The sequence below is a fragment of the Micromonospora sp. AMSO12t genome (genome assembly GCF_008806585.1).
GTDB classification, from domain to species: domain Bacteria; phylum Actinomycetota; class Actinomycetes; order Mycobacteriales; family Micromonosporaceae; genus Micromonospora; species Micromonospora reichwaldensis.
The window spans coordinates 1-20,826 of record NZ_WAAS01000058.1; the positions used below are offsets into that span (position 1 = coordinate 1).

The 20,826-nt window shown below is 68.2% G+C and carries 11 protein-coding genes and 1 pseudogene; 6 read left to right on the forward strand and 6 right to left on the reverse strand.

What is annotated here, in order from left to right:
• The 6 genes and pseudogenes from F6X68_RS34190 to F6X68_RS11875 all read right to left on the reverse strand — a co-directional run.
• Positions 1-345: pseudogene (locus F6X68_RS34190) on the reverse strand (hypothetical protein); the annotation flags it as partial.
• Positions 346-551: 206 nt separating this feature from the next.
• Positions 552-1,388: a hypothetical protein gene (locus F6X68_RS11855; protein WP_151454320.1), complete on the reverse strand. Its 837-nt coding sequence runs from the start codon at positions 1,386-1,388 to the stop codon at positions 552-554.
• Complete coding sequence (locus F6X68_RS11860; protein WP_151454321.1) at positions 1,385-5,443, reverse strand: AAA domain-containing protein; 4,059 nt, start codon at positions 5,441-5,443, stop codon at positions 1,385-1,387. Before F6X68_RS11860 ends, F6X68_RS11855 begins: the two co-directional genes overlap by 4 nt.
• Before the next feature lie 339 nt (positions 5,444-5,782).
• Positions 5,783-6,283: a hypothetical protein gene (locus F6X68_RS11865; protein WP_151454322.1), complete on the reverse strand. Its 501-nt coding sequence runs from the start codon at positions 6,281-6,283 to the stop codon at positions 5,783-5,785.
• Positions 6,277-6,651: a hypothetical protein gene (locus tag F6X68_RS11870; protein WP_151454323.1), complete on the reverse strand. Its 375-nt coding sequence runs from the start codon at positions 6,649-6,651 to the stop codon at positions 6,277-6,279. Before F6X68_RS11870 ends, F6X68_RS11865 begins: the two co-directional genes overlap by 7 nt.
• Positions 6,648-9,056, reverse strand: a complete 2,409-nt coding sequence (locus F6X68_RS11875; protein ID WP_151454324.1) for an AAA family ATPase — start codon at positions 9,054-9,056, stop codon at positions 6,648-6,650. Before F6X68_RS11875 ends, F6X68_RS11870 begins: the two co-directional genes overlap by 4 nt.
• 149 nt (positions 9,057-9,205) lie before the next feature.
• Here F6X68_RS11875 and F6X68_RS11880 point away from each other — a divergent pair, with 149 nt between their 5' ends.
• The 6 genes from F6X68_RS11880 (at position 9,206) to F6X68_RS11905 (ending at position 20,774) form a co-directional block, all read left to right on the forward strand.
• Positions 9,206-11,242 carry an SAM-dependent DNA methyltransferase gene (locus F6X68_RS11880; RefSeq protein WP_151454325.1) on the forward strand — a complete coding sequence of 679 codons (2,037 nt, stop codon included), beginning with the start codon at positions 9,206-9,208 and terminating at the stop codon, positions 11,240-11,242.
• Positions 11,243-11,262: 20 nt separating this feature from the next.
• Positions 11,263-12,879 (forward strand): class I SAM-dependent DNA methyltransferase, encoded by a 1,617-nt coding sequence (locus tag F6X68_RS11885; RefSeq protein ID WP_151454326.1) that lies wholly within the window; start codon positions 11,263-11,265, stop codon positions 12,877-12,879.
• A complete protein-coding gene (locus F6X68_RS11890) occupies positions 12,872-14,056 on the forward strand; it encodes a restriction endonuclease subunit S (RefSeq protein WP_151454327.1) in 1,185 nt (394 codons plus the stop codon). The genes F6X68_RS11885 and F6X68_RS11890 overlap by 8 nt, the downstream gene beginning before the upstream one ends.
• Positions 14,057-14,105: 49 nt before the next feature.
• Positions 14,106-17,303 carry a type I restriction endonuclease subunit R gene (locus tag F6X68_RS11895; protein ID WP_225852155.1) on the forward strand — a complete coding sequence of 1,066 codons (3,198 nt, stop codon included), beginning with the start codon at positions 14,106-14,108 and terminating at the stop codon, positions 17,301-17,303.
• A 181-nt stretch (positions 17,304-17,484) separates the two neighbouring features.
• Positions 17,485-20,109: an FtsK/SpoIIIE domain-containing protein gene (locus F6X68_RS11900; protein WP_151454329.1), complete on the forward strand. Its 2,625-nt coding sequence runs from the start codon at positions 17,485-17,487 to the stop codon at positions 20,107-20,109.
• On the forward strand, positions 20,106-20,774 hold the full coding sequence (locus F6X68_RS11905) for a hypothetical protein (RefSeq protein WP_151454330.1): 669 nt from the start codon (positions 20,106-20,108) through the stop codon (positions 20,772-20,774). Before F6X68_RS11900 ends, F6X68_RS11905 begins: the two co-directional genes overlap by 4 nt.
• The last annotated feature ends 52 nt before the right edge of the window (positions 20,775-20,826 follow it).

Sequence of the window (20,826 nt, forward strand, 5' to 3'; positions counted from 1 at the left end):
GCTGCGTGGGTCCTCGCTGTCGGGGTCGGGGGATTCGATGTCAATCCAGGCCCAAGCCGCCCGCTCTCTCGCGTTGGGCGTATGTACGGTCAGTTGGATGATCCACTGCCCGTCCGGCTTCGTTTCGGCGATCCGTACGCGCGTTGACGTCGATCCATCCTGCCCCTCGTGCTGCAGTAGGAGGGCCCTGACGTTGTCGCCGATGGTCGCCCACCGATTCTCCTGAAGCGCGGACGGATCCCAGCCCTTGGGGCCCGCGATCCAACGGTCGAGTTGTTCCCGTACCAGTGGCTGCAGATGGTTCCGTTCGCGGTGAGTCGTGAACACAGACCTGAAACCGAGCATTTGCGCCGTCCCGAGGGGTTACAGGCGAGAGGCTCCGCCGAACGCGTCGCCGCTCTCGCTCGATGCGGCCTCGCTGACCTCCGCCTGCTACTCCAGCACCTGGTCTTGGTTCCGAAGCTGGAGTAGCAGGCGGCGGTGTCGAGGTCGGCATCTGGACAAGGAGAGGTCAATACGATTGCTTGCTGGTCACCGAGATGAGCTGTTGATCATGGTGCGGATTCCAGGTCATTGAGGAGCGCGTGTACAGGCGCCCAGCACATCCGCACCGTGTCCAGGTCGGGCACGAGCCCGTAGTCGATCTGGTGACGGGGGTGGACGAAGTTGCGGTAGTCCCGGACCTTCTCCATGAAGTCCTTGGCGTCGGTCTGGACCCACTTCTTCCGATGCGCGTACTCGAGGAGCAGGTGAAGGCCCGCTCGTTCGGCCGGAGTCCGTCGACCGCCCCGGCCGACCAGGCCGTTTCTGCGCACGGTCTCGTCGCGATCAGTCACCACGACGTGCAGCAGCCCTTCGACGAAGCTGCCGATGCCGATGATCGCCAGTGCGTAGGCCCCGTTGTTCTGGCAGATCGACGCTTCGTCGGCGCGGGCCATGAGGATGTCGACCGCCTTGCTGTCGGGGGATAGTCGTCGCACCCGCTCGTGGAGGTCCGGCGGCGGCCCGTAGAGGGGAACGTCGCTGCTCTGGCTGATCTGACCGAGCACAGGGCGCCCGCCGACGTAGGTGATGGTGAGCTGCTCGGGAGCCAGAAGGCGGTTCAGCTCTTGCGCGATCGGTTCGGCGGCCTCGACGCCGCCGTCGTACTCCAGCGGGTCACCGATGCGACAGAGCAGCCGGTCGAGTGCGGCGGCATCATCGGCACGGGAACTGAGTACCTCTGTCAGCCAGGGGATCCGCGGAGAGCCGTCGTACTGCGGATCTCCAGGCCACCGGACCCGGTGCAGGAACCGCTCGACCTGCGTACCGGTCCGCTCGTAGGGACCATCGACGTCGCAGATCAGGCGGGCGACGCGTTCCAGAGTGAGCGGGTCGAGGGCAATCATCGGGACACCTCCCGGTCGGCGCGCTGCTGCGCGATGTCGAGTGCTTCGGTCAGGCGCTGGAGGATGATCGAGCCGCGCTTGCGGAAGCCAAGTTCGCTCATGGCCTCCTGGAGGCGCTCATCCCGATCACGCTGAAGCTGGTCGCTCACCAGCCAGGTGCAGATTTGTACCAGCTGATCCCGCGTGTATTCGGTGATCCGCAGACCGATCGGCACGTCGGGGCGGGGGCCACGGCGGGTCGCCGGCGGCGTCGATGGCTCGGCGGGCCGGCGTGCCGGCGGTACGGGGTGGCTCCTCGCGGCGTGGTTGGCGCGGTCGACCGCCTGCTTCCAGCGGGCGACGAGTCGGGCTGTCTGGCCTGCAGGATCCACGTACCAGTCGGTCGACCAGATCCGGTGGAACTCCCACCCGAGGCGCTCGAGGTGCTGCTGGCGCAGCCGGTCCCGATCCCGGGCGCTGTGTGCCTGGTGGTACGAGTGACCGTCGGTCTCCACAGCGAGGACCATGCGGCCGGGCTGATCCGGGTGGGCGAGGGCCAGGTCGATACGGTAGCCGGACACGCCCCACTGCGGCACGGCGTTGATGCCCTGCTGCTGGAGAGCCTTCAGGACGCTGCGTTCGAGGCCGTTGAGCTCGACCCCGGTGTGCTGTCGCGCGCCCAGGTCGCCGCCGAGGTCGACGAACTCGAGGTAGCGGCGGAGCAGTTCGGGCCCGCGGTTCCGGGTCGCCGCGGTCTGGTTCGGGTCCATGTCGTGGTGGGAGAAGGCGCTCACCACGGTCATCCGACTCCGCGCTCGGGTGACCGCGACGTTGAGGCGCCGCTCACCACCCTCCTGGTTGAGCGGGCCGAAGCGCAGCGGAAGTCGACCGTCTCTGGTCTTGGCGTAGCCGATACTCAGGATGATGGCGTCCCGCTCGTCACCCTGGACGTTCTCCAGGCTCTTGATGAAGAACCGCTGGCTCGCGGCCCGGTCCTGGGAGAAGAAGTCGTCGAGGTGCTCATGCTCTCGGCGTCGGCTGCGCAGGGTCGCCTCGATCCGCAGGGCGTGCTTCTGCCCCATCGTGATGACGCCGAGGCTCTCGTTCGGTCGCTGCTCGGCGTGCTCGAGAATCAGCTCGACCGCCCGGTTGACCTCCTCCGTTGATGAGCCGCTCTGCCCGGGGGCGACACGGCCATCCACCGTCTCCAAGCGCAGCGGGCTGTCGACCTGCACGCCGGGGAACGTGACGAGGGACCGGTTGTAGATCTCGACGTTCGAGAACGCGATCAGGCGCTCGTCTCGGCTGCGGTAGTGCCAGGTCAAGCGGTACCGGTCCGAGATGAGGCCACCGAGGACGTCAAGAACGGACTCGTAGTCCTCAAGGCTCTCGTCGCCGAGATCATCGTCTTCTCCAGCCGGGCTCTGCTGAACGAGGCGCCGGAAGAACGGCGTGGGTGGGAGCTGCTTCGGGTCGCCGGCCACGACGAGCTGGGCGCCCCGCATGATCGAGGCGACAGCGTCGTGCGGCTCGATCTGGCTCGCCTCGTCAAAGATCACCACGTCGAACGACCGCTCGGGCGGCAGGATGCGGCTGACCACCAGTGGTGACATGGCCCAGCACGGGAACGCGGCGAGGAGCACCTCCGGTGCGCTGCTGAGCAGCTTCCGGAGAGAGAGGTGCCGGCTCTTCTTGGCCGCCTCCCGCCGGACGAGGCCGTTCTGGTCGGGATGAGCGTCTCGGGCCTTCCGCAGGTTCACTGCCACGTTGCGGCGCACGTGCCGGGCGGCCATCTCGATGTGCCGGCTGTCCGCAGCGCGGAAGTCCTGGACCACCGCGGCGTGCTGCTGCCCGACGAACTGACCGAGGTACGGGACCCGCACGCGCATCTCGTCGAGGACAACCTGCAACCAGGAGCGCAACAGGGTGTCGGCCGCCTCGTCGCTTGAGACCTGCCGGTGGGCCAGGTCATCGAGCATGTGGCTCAGCCCCAACGAGCGGAACAGCTGCTGCTGTTTGTTCAGGTCGGGCATCAGGAACAACGTCTCGCGGTCGGCGTTCAACTCGTCGAGCGTGTTGGCCGCGGTGGTCGTGGTTCCACGCTCAAGGCCGTCGATCCGGGCACATGCCGCCACCGCAGCGAGGTGGTTACGCACCTGTGTGAAGGACGACATGCACAGGTCGGCGTCCGCCAGAGCAGTGGGTGCGCTGTCCTGACGGCTGAGCTTCCGCCACCGCTCGCGCTGGTCCACTGCGGCGACCAGGCCCTGATACATCTCGGATCGGCTCTTGGGAGGGGCCGGACAGGTCCGTCGCAGCTCGCGGCGCAGTTGGAACCGGCGGAAGATCCCGAGCGGCTCCGAGCGGCGCGGCCGGGATCGCCCTGGTGCTGTCGCGTAGACGAAGTCGTCCAGATCCGGGCCGAAGACCTGCTCGCCGTAGCTGGCGATGGTGCGGTCGACCTCGCTGAGCAGGTCGAACAGATCCTTCCACGCAGCGAGGTCGTCCGGCACGTCCAGCCCCGCGCGGTCGACCAAGTTCCGGATCTGGCGCTGTGCGCCCTGCAGGGCGCCGGCCGCGAGTTCGTCGAGATGCACCAGCACCTTGCCGACATCGTCTGGAGTGCGGATGGCGGCCTTCGCCCACGGCGACTCCCCGCGCCAGATCCTCAGGCCGCCACGATCCACGAACGTCCGAAGGTCCTCCCGCGCGGACTCAAGCCTTGACCGGTCAAGGTTTCGCAGCTCGGAGGCGCGCAGGTTATAGCCGCTGACATCGAGAGTCGGAAGCGCGAGGAGCTGATCGATAACCCGAAACGCACTCACCGCCCAGGGTTGCCGTACTTCGTGCAGCTCGGCCGGGTGCCGTTTCGCCGCGGCCCGGCGGCTGTGCAGGCGGCGGTGCAGATCGTCGGTGTCGACGGGTGGTTCAGCGCCAGCTTGAGTGAGGACATTGGCGATGCGCTGGGCGACCTGCCGCTTGCTGATCTTGCGGTCGTGCAGGTCGAACACCAGGTTGTCGAGCCCGACGTCGCCAAGGCGGTTCATCACCGCTTCGATGGCAGCCCGCTTCTCGGAGACGAACAGCACGCTGCGACCCATCGCGGCCATGTACGCGATGATGTTCGCAATCGTCTGACTCTTCCCCGTGCCGGGTGGACCCTCGATGACCACATGTCGACCGGACAACACCGCGTCGACCGCCGATTGCTGAGACGAGTCCGCGTCGTGGACCAGGAACTCCTTCGCCGGATCGATCCGATCAGCACTGGAGCTGGACCCCTGAGCCTGCTCCGTGCGCAGCTGTTGCCGAGCGTCGCGGTCGCCCGCCATTGCACCGATCACCGGATGCGACGCCAGCAGCTCGGCCGAGTTACGCAGATCCTTGACCATGGCGAGCTTGTCGAAGCTGAAGACGCCGGCAACAACTGCGGGCTCGAGCCGGAGAGACAGGCCGCTGGGAGCGGCTGCCTCGGCGATCAGCTCGTAAGCGGCACTGAGCTGCTGGTCCGGATCAGCGATCTCGGACAGCATCGCGCTCAGCTTCTCGCCGAGGACGCTGATGTCCGCCTCCACGCCGTACTGCCGTTCCAGCGCGTACAGGAGTACGGGATTGATCTCGGGTGACTCCGATAGCTCCAGCGTGAAGTCATTCTCGGTTGCCGTCCTGCTGTCCAGCGCAAGCTGCTGCAGGATCAACGGCGCCCGCAGCGGTTGCATCGGCACGGAGCCGCGGGTGTACGGACCGACCATGCAGAGCAGACCGCGGGTCACCCAACCAGCCTGGATGCCCTGCTCCTCCTCCAGCTCGACCAGCTTCCGGCGGAGGCTGCGGGCAGTGTTGCAGGCGGTGGTGTGCCGGTCCTGGTCCGGGAACAGCGTCCGTAGGCGAACCTTCTGCCCCTGGAGCAGATCGGCGACAGCGCCTGGGGCCGCCTCGGCGAGATCGAGAGTGGTGGTCTGTCGCTCCTTGAAGTAGAGCAGCGTGTTGCGCGGGCCGAAGTCGATCAGTTGGTCTGCCCACCGGCCGGCGGCCTGTTGGACGAGGTGGAGCACATCCGGTTGGGTCAACAGCATCTCGTCTCCAAGTCGGTCGACGTACACCAGTGCTGATCCGCCGGGCCGTCGGCCCGAGGCAAAGCCCTCCAGGATAGGGCGCAAGACACGTTCATCTATGCATCAGATTTCCGACACCGACGTCATCGGAAGGACCCCACTCAGCAACCTTCACTTCCCTGCCTCGGTACCGTCGGGCCTTGTCAGCACATCGGGCAGGCCGAGATGTTGTAGTGCCGGGGTGCAGCTTGACGTGGCTGAAGGCCAGCTCGAACAGGTGCTATGCGGCGCGGGAGAGGCCGTAGCGGGAGATCCTCGCCGCGACTTGATATTCGGATTTACCGATGGAGAAAGTCAGGCTCAACGAGAGACGGCGACCGGCGGCTTCGGCGACTCCTGCGCACGGAGAAAGTTGGTGGCATCGATGGTGGCGCTGACCAGGGCGCACGTCGTCGCGGTGAGGGCGAGCCAGAAAGCCACGGTGCTCTTCCAGTCCTCGGCGATCTTCACGGTCACTATCTCGGCGACCTCTGCAGCCTCGGTGGACCGGCTCCGCCGAACGGTCGGGTCAGGCTGACGACGCCAGCCGAAGCGGGCGAAGAACTTGGCCCAGGTGTGGTTCGACCGGCCGCAGCCGAAGATCACCCCGTTGACCTTCCGTCCGCACCGGCCGCCCTTCTGGGTGGTCACGCCGCACGTCGTCGGGGCCTTCACGGCGAGCAGCCAGGCCGGGATGGCGATCGCGATCGACGCCGACCAGGCAAGGCTGATGAGGTCGAGCGTGACGAGGTAGTAGACGACGCCGACAATGGCCAACGCCTCAACGCCGAGGATCAGCATGGCCTGATCTCGCTTCAGCATGTGGGTGCCTCCGAGTGGTCAAGGAGCGCGACGATGTCAACGAGTTCGGCGCGGAGCCGGGTCAGCTCGGCTGCGGTGACGCCGAGTTCGTAGTGGTGGTGGTGACCGGCCCGAGACAGCGCCCACCACAGGTAGCTGGCCCGGCGCCCAAGGTCGGGGCCGGCGTAGTGGGCGAGCAGCAGCAGCTTCGGCCGCTGCACCCGGGTCCGTCCGATCTCGGGGCAGACGCGAGCCCAGTACCGGTCCATCGCTGCTTCCAGTTCGTGGCGAAGCAGCCACGCGCACGCACGGGGCCAGGCTCCACGGGTGCCTCGGATGACGCTGCTGAGCATCCGTTCGGCGGTGGCGAGGTACAGGGACGTCGTCATCGCAACCGCCCCACGAGCGCAGCGGTGTTGGCGACCATCGCCCGGACGGGCATGCTCCGGTGGCCGTGGACCGCATCCGCCACCGCTTTGACCGTCCGGGTGGCCTGCGTGCCGTAGTCACGGTCGAGACGAGCGAAGAGCTCCGGTCGGGGTACGAGGCGGCCGAAGAGCCCGAGGCTGAGCCGGTCCTTGACGGTGTGGGCCCGGCTGAGCCCTTCCTGGATCTGCTGGTAGGGCGAGCCGCGCCGATGCTCGGCGGCCCGGTAGCGATCCATGCTCACCGACTCGATCGCGGACCGACAGAACCCGGCGACCATCAGGTACTTCGCCTCGTCCGCGATGTCCGCGGCGACCAGGGCGCGGGCATCGTCGAGGTAGCGGTCCGCTGGGTCGCAGACCTTGCGGACCTCGACGATCGAGCCCTGGCGGCGAGTGACCTCCCGGACGTCGGCCTCGATGTCTAGGCGGCGGATCGCTTCCGGCAGCCGGTCGTCGTGGGTGAACACGATGACCTGCCGGGTCAGGGCGACCTCCCGCAACACCTCGGCCAAGCCGTCGATCTTGGTGGGATCCATGCTCTGCACCGGGTCGTCGATGATCACGAATCGGTACGGGCTGGTGTCGGCGCAGGCACGGGGCAGGAAGACCGCAAGGCCGAGGGCGTGCAGCTCACCCTGGCTCATCACCGCGAGCGCGCTGGTCTCGACGCCGTCGGCGGCTACGGGGAACAGGACCCGGCGGGTGTTGTTCACCCCTTCCATCCGCAGCCGGCGCAGCTCGACGTTGCTCTCCTGCCGCAGCTTCTGCCAGATCCGGTCCGACTGCGCGGCGAAGCTGCCCAGTCGGTCGGCACGGATCGCCTTCTCGGCGGTGTCGAGAGCCGCACGAGCCTTGGTGAGCAGAGCCAGGGCCGGGGCCTCGGCGCGGACCATGGCCGCGGCGTCGACCCACCGGCGGATCGCGGCGCCGGGCTCGCGCCAGGCGTCGTGACGCTGGGCGAGCCAGCCGGCCGCCGCCTTCACGAGGGTGGTGTACGCCGCGACGACACTGTCCCAAGCGGCCCGATCGGGGCCGAGCCCGGCGAGAGCTTCGCGCATCGCCGCGCTCTCCTCGGGGATGTGGGGCGCCAGCGCCGCAGCGGCCGGTTCCAGCAGCCGGTGGATGTCACCGAGCAGCCCGTCGACCGTACGCCGGGCGTGCGCGTAAGCCTGCTGGGCCGCGCGTGCCGCGACGGCGACCGCGGCGATCGTGGCGAGTTCCTCCTCGGCCTGCGTACGCCAGTCCTGGTCCAGGGTCCCGACGCGGCACACCGGGCAAGGGCCGTTCCCACGATCGTGGTGCACGTCGAGCGCGGCCCGCAGCAGCCGAGCGCTTCGATCCGCGGCGCCGCTGTCGGTCGCGGTCGCCTCACGCATCGCCGCCGCAGACTCGGCGAGGGCAACCAGCGCCCCACCCAGGTCGGGCAAGTCCTGCTGAGCGAGCCGCCGGGCGGCTGCCGCTGCAGGTTCCTCCGACGTGGCGGTGTCGCCGCAGGCGAGGTCAGCCAGCAGGGTCAGGTTTGCGCGGAGCGGACGGGCACCGAGCGCACTCAGGGCGTCGCGGGCACGCTCGTCGTCGACCTGGCCGAGCTGTTCGCGCAGCTCGGTGAAGGCCGCCTTGAGCGCCTTGGCCCGGTCGTCGTAGACCTTGCGCCGCTGCTGCAGCCGGGCGTCGGTGTCGCGTAGCGGGCCCAGGCCGAGGATCGGCGCGATCGCGTCGTACAGCTCGGTCGGCTTCGCGGTGATGACCCGTTCGAGGTCGCGGGCAGAAAGGAACGGCCGGTACCTGGTGGCCTGATCGATCCACTCCGGCGCCTGACCGGGCGGCATCGCGGCGCCGCCCATGGTCGTGGTGACCGTCCCGGAGGTCAGGTCGGAGGCCCCGGCCGGCCAGGTGCGGTGGGTCGTCACCTGCTGGCCGGAGTCGAGGCGAAGGCTGAGGCGGATCTCCGATGCGCCGTCGTGGTGCAGGTTCCGCCAGCCCTCGCGGAAGGCCGGCGGGCGCTGCGCCCAGCGCAGGGAATCGTCGGTCAGCGCGTACTCGACGGCCTCGGCGATGCTGGACTTCCCGGAGCCGTTACGGCCCACGAACACAGTCAGCCCGGTCTTGGGCAGCCGCCCAACCGTGACCTGCTGGCCGATCCCGCGGAAGCCGGCAACCCGGACCTCTTCCAGGAATGCCTGCGGCGCGCCGTCGCCCGTCTCACCCGGCTCGGGCGACGGCGGAAGGGACTCACCTCGCAGTACGGCATCGAGAACCTGCTCGCCGTGGAAGGCGGCAAGAACCAGGTCGCTGACCGGGCCGGGCACCTGGGACCGCTGAAAGCGGTCGGTGAGCTCCTGGTAGAGCGTGAGCGTGTCGTTCATCAGACCCCCTGATGTCGTTGGCGCATCGAGGGAACCGCAGATTGGTCGCCTACACTGCCCTACAGACTGTTATCCCGGGATAACAGATCCACGGTCGTCTTTCACCGTTGAGGACTCGTACCTTGACCGCCAGAGCGAGGAGGTGAGCGGTGGAGGCGGAGTTGATGTCGCAGCGCGAGATCGCGCAGCTCGCGCGGGTCAGAAAGCCTGCGGTCACCACTTGGCGCCGGCGGCACTCGGACTTCCCTGCACACGTGCCGGGCAACCACGGCCAACCTCTCTTTCCTGCAGACGCTGTCGTGGCTTGGCTAATCCGGACCGGCCTCGGCCATGCCGACCCGGATACCCTGCGCGCCGAGCGGTCCATGCACACGCTGGCGGCGTACGCCCGGCGGCACGGCGGCCGACGCACGATCGTCGTCCTCGGCGCCGCGCTCTGCCTCCGCCACCTCTCCGGCGAGGCACTGCCAGCCGATCCTCTACCGCTGGCTCGACGCCTCGATCCCGATGACGAGTTTCTGCTGCACGAGCTGGCTGACGCCCCGGAACCGACCGGGCTCGCCCAACTGGTCGAGCAACTGATCGAGGGAGCCTTCGACCCCTGGCACAGCTGTCAGTTCCTACTCAGCTCCGCTAACCGCCTCGGCTGGCCTGAGCTGACAGCGGATGCACTCACCCCGGAGACGGTGGCCCTGATCCGTCGGGTGGCCGACGTGCCGACCCGGCTGCGCGCCCATCGCGCCGTCACCATCGCCGACGGCAACGCAGGCGCAGGCGACCTACTGACAGCGCTGGTAAGCGACCAGGACCGCGACAATCTGCGAGTCAACGCGTTCGTCGCCGACGAGGAACTCGCCCGTCTGGTGCGGCGGCAATTACTCCTCGCCGAGTTACCCGAGTTCCAGTTCGAGGTGCGCGCCGATGAGCTGAACGAGGAGTTCGCCGAACCGGACCTCATCGTCACCCGGCTCCCCTACCAACCGGCGGAGAGTCGAGAAGCCCTCGCCGACCTCGACCGGGTCGAAGCGATCGCCGATCTGCTCGGTCCTGGCCGCACGGCCATCGTCGTCGGCCCTGCCAGCAGCCTCGTTGACCAACTACGGGACGGGCCAGCGGCGTTACGGCGGTCCGCGCTGCTGAGCAGCGGCATCGTCGAGGCAGTTGTGCAACTACCGGGCGGCGTCTACCCGGCCAGGCCAGGTCACCCCGCCGCCCTTTGGCTGCTGACCCGGGACCCGATCCACACCACCAAGGGCCGCCTGCTACTCGTCGACCTCAGCGGTCAGGCGCTTGGAGAGTCCACTATCGAGTCCGCAGCCGAGGACATCCTTCTCTGGCGCGCCGAGGGTCACCGCAGTGACGGCCACGACCCGCGCACCGGCCGAATCGTCCCACTGGAGAGCCTCGACCTGCGTCGGGCTGCCGCCCTTCGGCCGCCCGGTCCGGCGTCAGTCACCCTGCGTGCCCGCCTGGCCGCCGACCGCCCCGCGCTCGTCGGCGAGGTCGAGGGGCGTCTCGCCGACGCTGAGCAAGAGGCCATCCGTTACGGGAAGGAGAACGGCTTCCTGAACACCGGAGCGGTGCAGCGCGAGGGAATCAGGCCGAAAGAGCTTTCTTGCGAGGCGCTACGAACGGCTCGCCGGGTCCGCCCCCTCACCGGGCACCGCCTGAACCCCGAGCATGTCGGACCACGGGGTCACCATCGGGTCATCGGCGCGGCAGAGGTACTCGCCCAGTCTTCCGGGCGTTGGATGGACCGGCTCACCCTCGCGGCGCAGTACCCGCAGGTCGCCCTTACTGAACCTGGTGACGTCGTGGTCACCAGCGTTCCTCGGTTCGGTGTCCTTCTCGACTACGACGGCTTCTCGGTGATCGAGTTCCCCGCCAGCGGCCTGCGTATCTCTTCTGGCGACCCGCTCACCCCCCGAGTGCTGGCGGCACTCCTGGGCACCGCCCGCAACATGACACGCAGCCCTGCTGCAGTGCGGGGCCCGCGGGTGCGGGACGCCATGATCCCCGACCTGACCCCCGACGAGGCGGCCCGCTTGGACGACGTGCTGCGCCGTCTGGAGGAACGCGAGCATCTCCTGCAGCGGCAGGTTGACCTCTTGGCGACGTTGCGCGAACTCATCGTGACCGGCTTCGCCGACGGCACCCTCACGACTCTGTACGGTACGAACTCCTGAACGAGAGAACGGAACACATAGTGCCCCCACGCAAACGTGCCACCGGACAGGCCGAACTGTTCGGCGTGTCCAGCACCAAGCAGATCCAGGACATCCTGTGGAAGGCCGCCGACAAGCTGCGCGGCTCCATGGACGCCGCACAGTACAAGGAGTTCGTCCTCGGCCTAGTCTTCCTCAAGTACGTCTCCGACGCGTTCGCCGAGCGCCGCGACCAGATCGCCGCCAGCCTCGCCGACATCCCGGAGAACCGCCGCGCCGAGTTCCTCGACGAACGCGACGAGTACACCAGCGCCAACGTCTTCTGGGTCCCCGAGACCGCCCGCTGGGACTACCTGGTAGAGAACGCCCCGAGCGGCGTCGGCGAACTGCTCGACAACGCCATGGACGCGATCATGCAGGAGAACAGGGCGCTGACCGGCGTCCTCCCGAAGATCTTCAACCGGGACAACGTCGACCAGAAGCGGTTGAAGGAACTCGTCGACCTGATCAGCGACGCCCGCTTCACCGGCCACGGCGACCGCAAGGCACAGGACGTCCTCGGCGAGGTGTACGAGTACTTCCTGGAGCGCTTCGCCCGCGCCGAGGGCAAGCGAGCCGGCGAGTTCTACACCCCATCCAGCGTGGTGCGGGTTCTCGTCGAGGTGCTGGAGCCCTACGAGGGCCGCGTCTACGACCCGTGCTGCGGATCCGGCGGCATGTTCGTACAGTCCAAGAAGTTCGTCGAGGCCCGCGCCGGCCACGACCACACCCACGACATCGCCGTCTACGGCCAGGAAGCCAACGAGCGCACCTGGCGGCTGGCGAAAATGAACCTCGCCATCCACGGCATGGACCCCGTCGGGATCGGCGACCGCTGGGCCGACACATTCGCCGACGACAAGCACCCCGACCGGCGAGCCGACTTCATCATGGCCAACCCGCCGTTCAACATGAGCGACTGGGCCCGCCGCGAGACCGACCCGCGCTGGCGCTACGGTGTGCCGCCGCAGAGCAACGCCAACTACGCCTGGCTCCAGCACATCCTGTTCAAGCTGGGCGACCGCGGCAGCGCGGGCGTCGTCCTCGCCAACGGCTCGATGTCAACGAAGCAGTCCGGCGAGGGCGACATCCGCCGTGAGATGGTTGAGAGGGACCTGGTCGCCTGCATGGTCGCTCTCCCGCCGAACCTCTTCCGCACCACCGCGATCCCCGCCTGCCTCTGGTTCCTGACCAAGGACAAGACACCGCAGGGCGCGAAGGCGCTGACCGACCGGCGCCACGAGATCCTCTTCATCGACGCCCGCGCCCTCGGCACCATGGTCGACCGCACCGAGCGCATCCTCACCGACGACGACATCGCCAGGATCGCCGACACCTACCACGCCTGGCGCGGCACCAAGTCCGCCAAGATTAAGGGGCAGACGTACGAGAACGTCCCCGGCTTCTGCTACTCGGCGAAGCTGGACGAGGTAGCCGCCCAAGACCATGTGCTGACTCCTGGCCGCTACGTCGGCGCTGCGGAAGCCGAAGAGGACCCGAACGCCGAACCGCTCGCCGACCGCATCGAACGCCTCACCAAGGAGCTGTACGCCCACTTCGACGAGTCCGCCCGCCTCGAATCAGTCGTCCGCGACCAGCTTGGGAGGCTCGATGTCTGACTGGCCGACTGTCCGTTTCGAAGACTTGGCAGCTCCTGAAAAGAGCGCCATCTCGAAACCATATGGCTCCGCCTTCACGGCGAAGGACTACGTTGATTCTGGCGTGCCTATGGTGCGAGGGGTAAATCTAGGAACAGGCCGGTTTGTCGACGATGGCTTCGTCTACATCTCGGACAGCAAAGCCAACCAAATCCCTGGCGCCAACCTCCGAGGGGGTGACCTGGTATTCACACATCGGGGCATTATCGGCCAAGTCGCCATGGTGCCCCGCTCGCCTAGATTTCCCCGCTATGTGCTCTCAACGAGTCAAGTCAAGGCCCGGCTCGACCCAAGCCTCGCACTCTCAGATTTCTACCTGTACTGGTTCCTCTCACCTGCTGGTCAGCGTGCACTCCTCAGCGGAATATCGACGGTTGGAGTGCCCGGCCTGGCTCAACCTGTTGCAACAATAAAGGCTATCCAAGTTCCTCATCCGCCGCTGGCGGTGCAGCGAGCGATAACAGACGTCCTCGGCGCTCTGAACGACAAGATTGCGGTCAACGACCGCATCGTCGCCACATGTCTTGAGCTGATGCGGTCGCACTACGAGAAGGCCATTTCAGCCGGCTCCCATGACGTCGTCCTGGGCGAATTGGCTACCTTCGCCAACAAACAGCGGGTCCCATTATCCAGTCAGGAACGCAACGCACGCCCCGGCCCGTATCCGTACTACGGAGCGGCGGGCGTCGTTGGCTACGTAGATAACTTCCTCTTCGAGGGCGCTCGGCTGCTGGTTGGCGAAGACGGCAGTGTGATCACACCAGAGGGCCGCCCAGTCACTCAATATGTCTGGGGCAAGTTCTGGGTGAACAACCACGCACACGTTCTGACCGGCACCACGATCTCTACGGAGCTGTTGTCGATAGCCCTGCATTTCACCAGTGTCGGTCCTCTGGTCACCGGCGCGGTGCAACCGAAGTTGAGCATGTCCAATCTTCGGCGCTTGGAGGTGCCGATCCCGTCCACAGAAATACTGGCCGAGCTGGAACCGACGTCCGCCGGGGTCTACCAGAGGATTCGGTCAGCAAGTACAGAAACGCGGCACCTGGTCAAACTGCGTGACACTTTGCTGCCGGAGTTGATGTCGGAGCGGTTGCGGGTCAAGGACGTCGAGAAGGTAGTCGAAGAAGCGGTTTAGGTAAGTAGACGGTCCACGGGGAGGGGTTGGGATGGGTGCGGGCGGGTGGATGAGCGAGGCGGACTGGGAGGCGCTCGCGCTGGATCACTTCGGTGAGCTCGGGTGGGAGCCGGGTGCCGGGAAGGACTTCGCGCCGGGGTCGGGGCAGCGGCAGACTTGGGCCGATCTCGTGCTCGTCGAGGACCTGCGGGCCGCGATCGAGCGGCTCAACCCCGACCTCCCGCCCACGGCGGTCGCCGACGCGGTGCGGGCCGCCACCGACGTGGCCTCCCGGGAGGCGTTCGCCGAGAATCGGGAAGCGCACAAGCGGTTGGTCCACGGCATCCGTTCGGTCCCCTACACCGACGCGTTCGGTGCAGAGCACACCCCCACCGTGCGCCTAGCCGACCTGGACGACCCCCGCCGCAACGTCTACCGGGCGCTCAACCAGGTCACGATCGTCGACGGCGACTTCCGGCGCCGGCTCGACATCGTGCTGTACCTCAACGGTCTGCCGGTCGCGATCGTCGAGTTGAAGAACGCCGCCGACGAGAACGCCACGCTGACGGGCGCGCACGCCCAGCTTCAGGCATACCTCGCGGAGTTCCCGCTCGCCTTCCGGCACGCCGTGCTGTGCCTGATCTCCGACGGGGTCACCGCGAAGTACGGCACCCCGTTCACCCCCTACGAGCACTTCGCGCCGTGGAACGTCAACGACGAGGGGGAACGCGTCGACACCACCTCGCCGGACTACGACGGCCCGGAGGCGCTCACCGTCGCCCTCTACGGACTGTTCCACCAGCGGCGTTTTCTGCAGCTCACCGGCGGCTTCGTCAACTTCACGTCGAAGGCTAAGCGGATCGCGAAGGCGCACCAGCACTTCGCGGTCGTCCGGGCCGTCGAGTGCATCGTGCGGGCATCGCAGAGCGACGGGAAGGCGGGCGTCGTCTGGCACACCCAGGGCTCCGGCAAGTCCGAGGAGATGGTGTGCACGGCGGCGTTGACCGCCCGGCATCCTGCCCTGAAGAACCCGACCATCGTGGTGCTCACCGACCGCACCGACCTCGACGACCAACTTTTCGACACGTTCGTCGACAGCCAGACGCTGCTGGGCCAGGAGCCGGAGCAGGCAGACACCCGCGCCGAGCTGCGGGACAAGCTGTCGAACCGGAACGCCGGCGGCATCATCTTCACCACCTTGCAGAAGTTCGGGCGTACGAAAGAGGAGCGCGACGCCGGCCGGCCCCATCCGCTCCTTTCCGGCCGGCGCAACATCGTGGTGATCGTCGACGAGGCGCATCGCAGCCACTACGACAGCCTGGACGGCTACGCCCGGCACCTGCGTGACGCGCTGCCGCACGCCACGTTCATCGCCTTTACCGGCACTCCGATCTCAACCGCCGAGGTAAACACCCGCGCCGTCTTTGGCGAGGAAGTCGACAGGTACGACCTCAAGCGTGCCGTCGACGACGAGGCGACCGTACGGGTCTACCACGAGCCGCGGATCATTCCGGTGTCGCTGCCGCCGGACATCGACCCGGAGAGCATCGACGAGCAGGTCGAGCAGCTCACCGCCAGCCTGGACGACGCGGAGCGGCGCAGGGCCGAGGCGTACGCGGCCACCATGAACACCGTCTACGGCGCCCCCGACCGGGTCGCGACCCTCGCAAAGGACCTCGTCGAGCACTGGGAGAAGCGGCGGGAGCTGATGCGGCCGCAGCTCGGCGGGCCGGGCAAGGCGATGCTGGTCTGCGCGACGCGGGAGATCTGCGTCCGCGTCTTCGACGCCCTCAAGGAGCTTCGGCCCGACTGGGCGGACCCCGCCGTCGACAAGGGCAAGATGAAGATTGTTTTCCATGGGGTGCCCAGCGACAAGGAGGTACTCCGCCCGCACCACCTGCGCCCGTCGCAGCAGAAGACCATCCAGGCCCGCGCCAAGGACCCGGACGACGAGCTGGAACTGCTGATCGTGCACTCGATGCTGCTCACCGGCTACGACGCGCCGCCGATCCACACCATCTACATGGACCGGCCGATGAAGGGCGCCAACCTGATGCAGGCGCTCGCCCGGGTCAACCGCCGGTTCCGGGAGAAGCAGGACGGCCTGCTGGTCGGCTACGCCCCGCTGACCGAGAACCTGCGCAAGGCGCTCACCGAGTACACGCCCAGCGACCAGGAGGACCAGACCCTCGGCCGCGAGATCGAGCGTGCCATCAGTGAGGTGCACAACGAGATCTCCGTCCTCGAGGCCATGCTGGCCCCGGTCAAGTGGCGGGAGATCCTCGACGACGAGAAGGACCCGACCCGCTGGCGCCGAGCAGTGAAGAAGGCCGCCAACTTCCTGCGCAACCCGCGGACCCCCGGCAACGACGTCGAACCCGGCACGAAGCCGCTGCACCGGCGTTTCCGCGACGCGGCGGGCCGGCTGGAACGCTTCTACACGCTCTGCGCGACCAGCCGAGACTTCGCCGAACGCGCCGGTGACATCCAGCGGATGCGCGGCGACATCCACTACTTCCGCGACGTCCGGGTATGGATCGTCAAGGAGGAGGCCGCCGACCGAGAGGCCAAGGGTCTGCCCAACACGGCCGAGGTGGAACGCTACCTGTCCCAGCTCGCCGCCGAGGTGGTCGACGCCGCCGACATCACCGACATCTACGAGGAGGCGGGCCTCGGCAAGCTCGACATCACCGAGCTCAACGGGGTGGCGTTGCAGCGCCTGCAGAACTCGGAGACCCCGCACCTGGCCGCCGCGGCGCTGCGCCGGCTGATCGAGCGAAAGATGCGCGAGGTCACCAAGCACAACGTGGTCCGTCAGGAACGCTTCTCCGCCCAACTCGAAGACCTGATGAACCGCTACATGCGTCAGCAGCTGACCAGCGCGCAGCTGATCGTCGAGCTGGTCGAGCTGGCCAAGCAGGTGTCCGCGGACGCCCGGCGCGGCCAGCAGTTCGACCCTCCGCTCAACCATGCCGAACTGGCCTTCTACGACGCCGTTGCCCAGAACGGTGCGGCTACGGAGCTCATGGGCGTCGGCACCCTGGCGGAGATCGCCCGGCAGTTGGTCAAGTCGATCCAGTCGTCGATCACGGTGGACTGGTTCTCTCGAGAACCGGTACGCGCCAAGCTGCGCAGCCACATCCGCCGCCTCCTGGCCCGCTACGACTATCCGCCGGACCACGAACGCGCCGCCGTCGACCTGGTCATTCGCCAGATGGAGACCTTCGCCAACGAGTGGGCTCCGGGAGGGCAGGCCGCCCAGCGGTGACAGGCTGCGGCCGGCTACCCCTGCCGGTGGTGCGATGGCTTAAGCATGTCCTCGCCCTGCCAGAGGCCACCTCACCAGCATCGCTCAGCACGCTGAGCAATACGGGGCTGACTGCGGGTGGTGTCGTTGGATAGGGTCGGCGCCAGAGATCGCGGTCCATCGGTCCTGGGGAGACGTTGGCATGGAGTCGGTGGCGTCGGCCTTCAGTCGGGCGGTGACGGCCCATCGAGAAGCGGTGTCGCATGCGGAGGCCGCCCGTGCCCAGTTGCGCGCTGGTGCCAGGCAGGATGGCGTCTCTGCGCAGGCCAGCGAAGACGCCCGGCGTTTCGCTGCCGGTATGCAGCGAATGGCCGAGGGACTGACGCCGGGCTGGTTGGGTTGCCGGTTGAACGCTGCCGCCGCGAGCCTTCCGACAGGTGTCGATGCGGCATTGGGTCGCCCGCTTGCTGTGCGGCTGGGTGAGGCGTCACCGGTCGCCGGCAGCGTCTTCGGTGTGGTCGTACCGTTCGTGGGTGCCGGTCATCTGACGGTCGACAGCGACGCCCGCGATCCGTCCGTAGCGCGCTGGCTGCGCGGCATGCTGCTTCGAGTGCTGGCGGCGTTGCCGGACGGCGCTCTTCGGGTTGCGGCCGTGGACGGGGCGACGCTCGGGGCGGTGTTCGGTCCGTTCCGCGCGATGGTGGAGGCGGAGGCGTGGCGGCGGCCCGCGATCGACCTTCCGGGTTTCCAGCAGATGCTGGCGGAGGCGGAGGAGCGGATCGAGCGAGTTCAGGCCGGCGAGGCGGATCCGTCGGTGCTGCTGTTGTGTGTCGCGGCGCCGCCTGCCGGTGCGGGGCGTGCGGAGTGGTCGCGGTTGGCGGCAATCGCGCACGCCGGTCCGGCTGCAGGTGTGTTCCTGCTGGTGGCCGGCTATCCGCCGCCACAGCACCCGGGGCTGGAGGCGGCGCCTCGCCTGGAGCGGACGACGCAACTAACGGCGGCCGGTGAAGGGTTCTTCCGGGTCTCTAACCCGCCGGGTCCGTACCGGTTCAGCGCTGACGGCACAGGCTTGGCGGTGCCGATGCGGCTGGACGGCGGCCCGTCGGACGATCTGGTCGAGGCGGTCTGTCGCAGGTTGGCGAAAGCCGCGCGGGTGCAGGCGTCCACGGATTTCACGGCGTTGATGCCGGCCGAGATGTGGCAGGAGTCGTCGGTGGGGGGTTTGCGGACCGTGGTGGGCCGGGAGGGCCGCGCCGAGTGCGTGCTCGCGCTGGATGATGCGACGCCGCACTGGTTGGTGGGTGGTCGTACCGGGTCGGGCAAGACCGTGTTCCTGCTGGACGTGCTCTACGGCCTGGCCTCGCGCTACTCCCCGGACGAGTTGGGCCTGTATCTGCTGGATTTCAAAGAGGGGGTGTCGTTCGCGGAGTTCACGCCGACGGCGGTGGATCCGTCGTGGATCCCGCATGCCCGCACCGTCGGTATCGAGTCCGACCGGGAGTACGGGCTGGCGGTGTTGCGCACGTTGTCGCGGGAGATGACCCGGCGGGCGACGGAGCTGAAGCGGGCCGGGGTGACGAAGCTGGCCGACCTTCGTGCCGGGCGGCCGGATGTGGCGATGCCGCGGCTGGTGGCGGTAATCGACGAGTTCCACGTGCTGTTCGAGGGCAACGACGCGGTGGCCCGGCAGGCGGTGGCGCTGCTGGAGGAGCTGGCGCGTAAGGGCCGCTCGTACGGCATCCACCTGGTTTTGGCGTCGCAGACGATCTCTGGGGTGGAGGCGCTGTTCGCCAAGACTGAGTCGATCTTCGGGCAGTTCCCGTTGCGGGTCGCGCTCGCCGGCGGCGGCGGGATCCTCGACCAGCTCAACGACGGCGCCGACAACCTTCCGATCGGCGCGGCCGTCGTCAACACGGCGGCAGGTATACCGGGCGCGAACCGGGTGATCCGTTTCCCTAACGCCGATGCCGCGTCGGTGACCGCGCAGCGGCACCTGCTGTGGAACGCTCGACCGCCGGGCGACGCGCCACCGGCGGTGTTCGCCGGCTACGCCGAGCAGCACCCCGACGCTGATCCCACCTTCGCCAGCCTCTCCCCGAACGTACGGCGACGGCGGGCCCTGGTCGGCCGCGCCGTCGACGTCGGCCTACCGACTGCCGGGTTCACCCTCGACGCCACTCCAGGTAGCCATCTGGCCGTGCTCGGCACCTCCCCCGTCGGAGCCGACGTCCTATACGCAGCCGCGGTCAGTCTGGCCCGCCAGCACACTCCCGGCATCGCCCGCTTCGTCGTCGCGCCGCTTGTCGCCGCCGCCGACGAGGCCGCCGACGCCACCGTCGAGGCGATCACCGCAGCCGGCCACCCCTGCGAAACGATCACCTCCACCCAGTACCGAACGCAGTTGGTCGACCTCGCCCAGCAGTCCGAGCCTGGCGGCGGGCAGGCGACGTACCTGGTGGTGTTCGGCGCCGACGCCGCGAGTAACCTCCTCGCGGCCAGCGACCCGACCACCTACCGCTCCGGGCACGACGACCTGCGGGCCGTGCTGGCCAACGGTCCCGGCCACGGCGTGCACCTGCTCGGCTGGTGGCGCACCCTGAGCCGCTTCAACGACGACCTCGGCCCCACCGGTGGCGGCGAGGTCGCCTGCCTCGTCGCGCTCAACCTGCCCAGCAACGACATCGGCTCCCTGCTCGGCGACTACGCCTCCGAATGGCAGTCCCGACCCAACCGGGCCCTGCTGATCGACCGCAACGACAACCGCCGCATTCTCATCGTCCCCTACGTCCGCCCCGGCACCCTCGACCAGATCGACGACCTCACATGACCGACCCCGTCACCCCGATGCCCCGCGACGGCGGTTGGGCCACCTACACCGACCACGCCCGCCGCCTCGCCGCCCTGCTCCAGAACGAACGCTCACGAGCCGAGCAGCAGGCCGCGGCGAGCCGCAGCGGTCAGGCAGCCCTCGACCAGATCACCCACCGGCTCGCCGTCCAACGACAACACCTCCACCAGCTCGCCGCCACGCTGCGCCTGCCCGAGCCGCACATCGGCGGTATCGCCCCCAGCCCGGTCCCTGACCCGGCCGAAGCCCTGCGCCGGGCCGCCGCAGCCGCCGATGCGGCCGACACCGCCGCTGAGCACGCCCACCGGCAGGCCGCGCAACCACCATTGCTGCCCGGACTCACGCCGCTGGCTCGCAACGCCCTCGTTTACACCGCCGCAGCGACCCTCGGCACCCTCGCCTCGCTGCTGATGTTCGCAGTCAGCCCCGACACCGACCTCGGTCGCCTCCCCTGGCAACTCGTGCCCTGGTCGCTGTGTGGGCTGCCCGCGCTGGCGTTCTTCGCCGGCTACCTCATGATCAGCCTCGTCGGTCAGCCGCGCATCGGCGGAGGGGGTACCCGGTCCGCCCGGGTCGGCGGAGTGATCTGTTTTGTCGGCATGCCGATCTTGTGGTTCATCTTCATCGCCACGACCCGAGGCTGAACCCGCAGACGCACCCGCCACCGGTGGCGGGGCGTTGGACACCACGACCCAG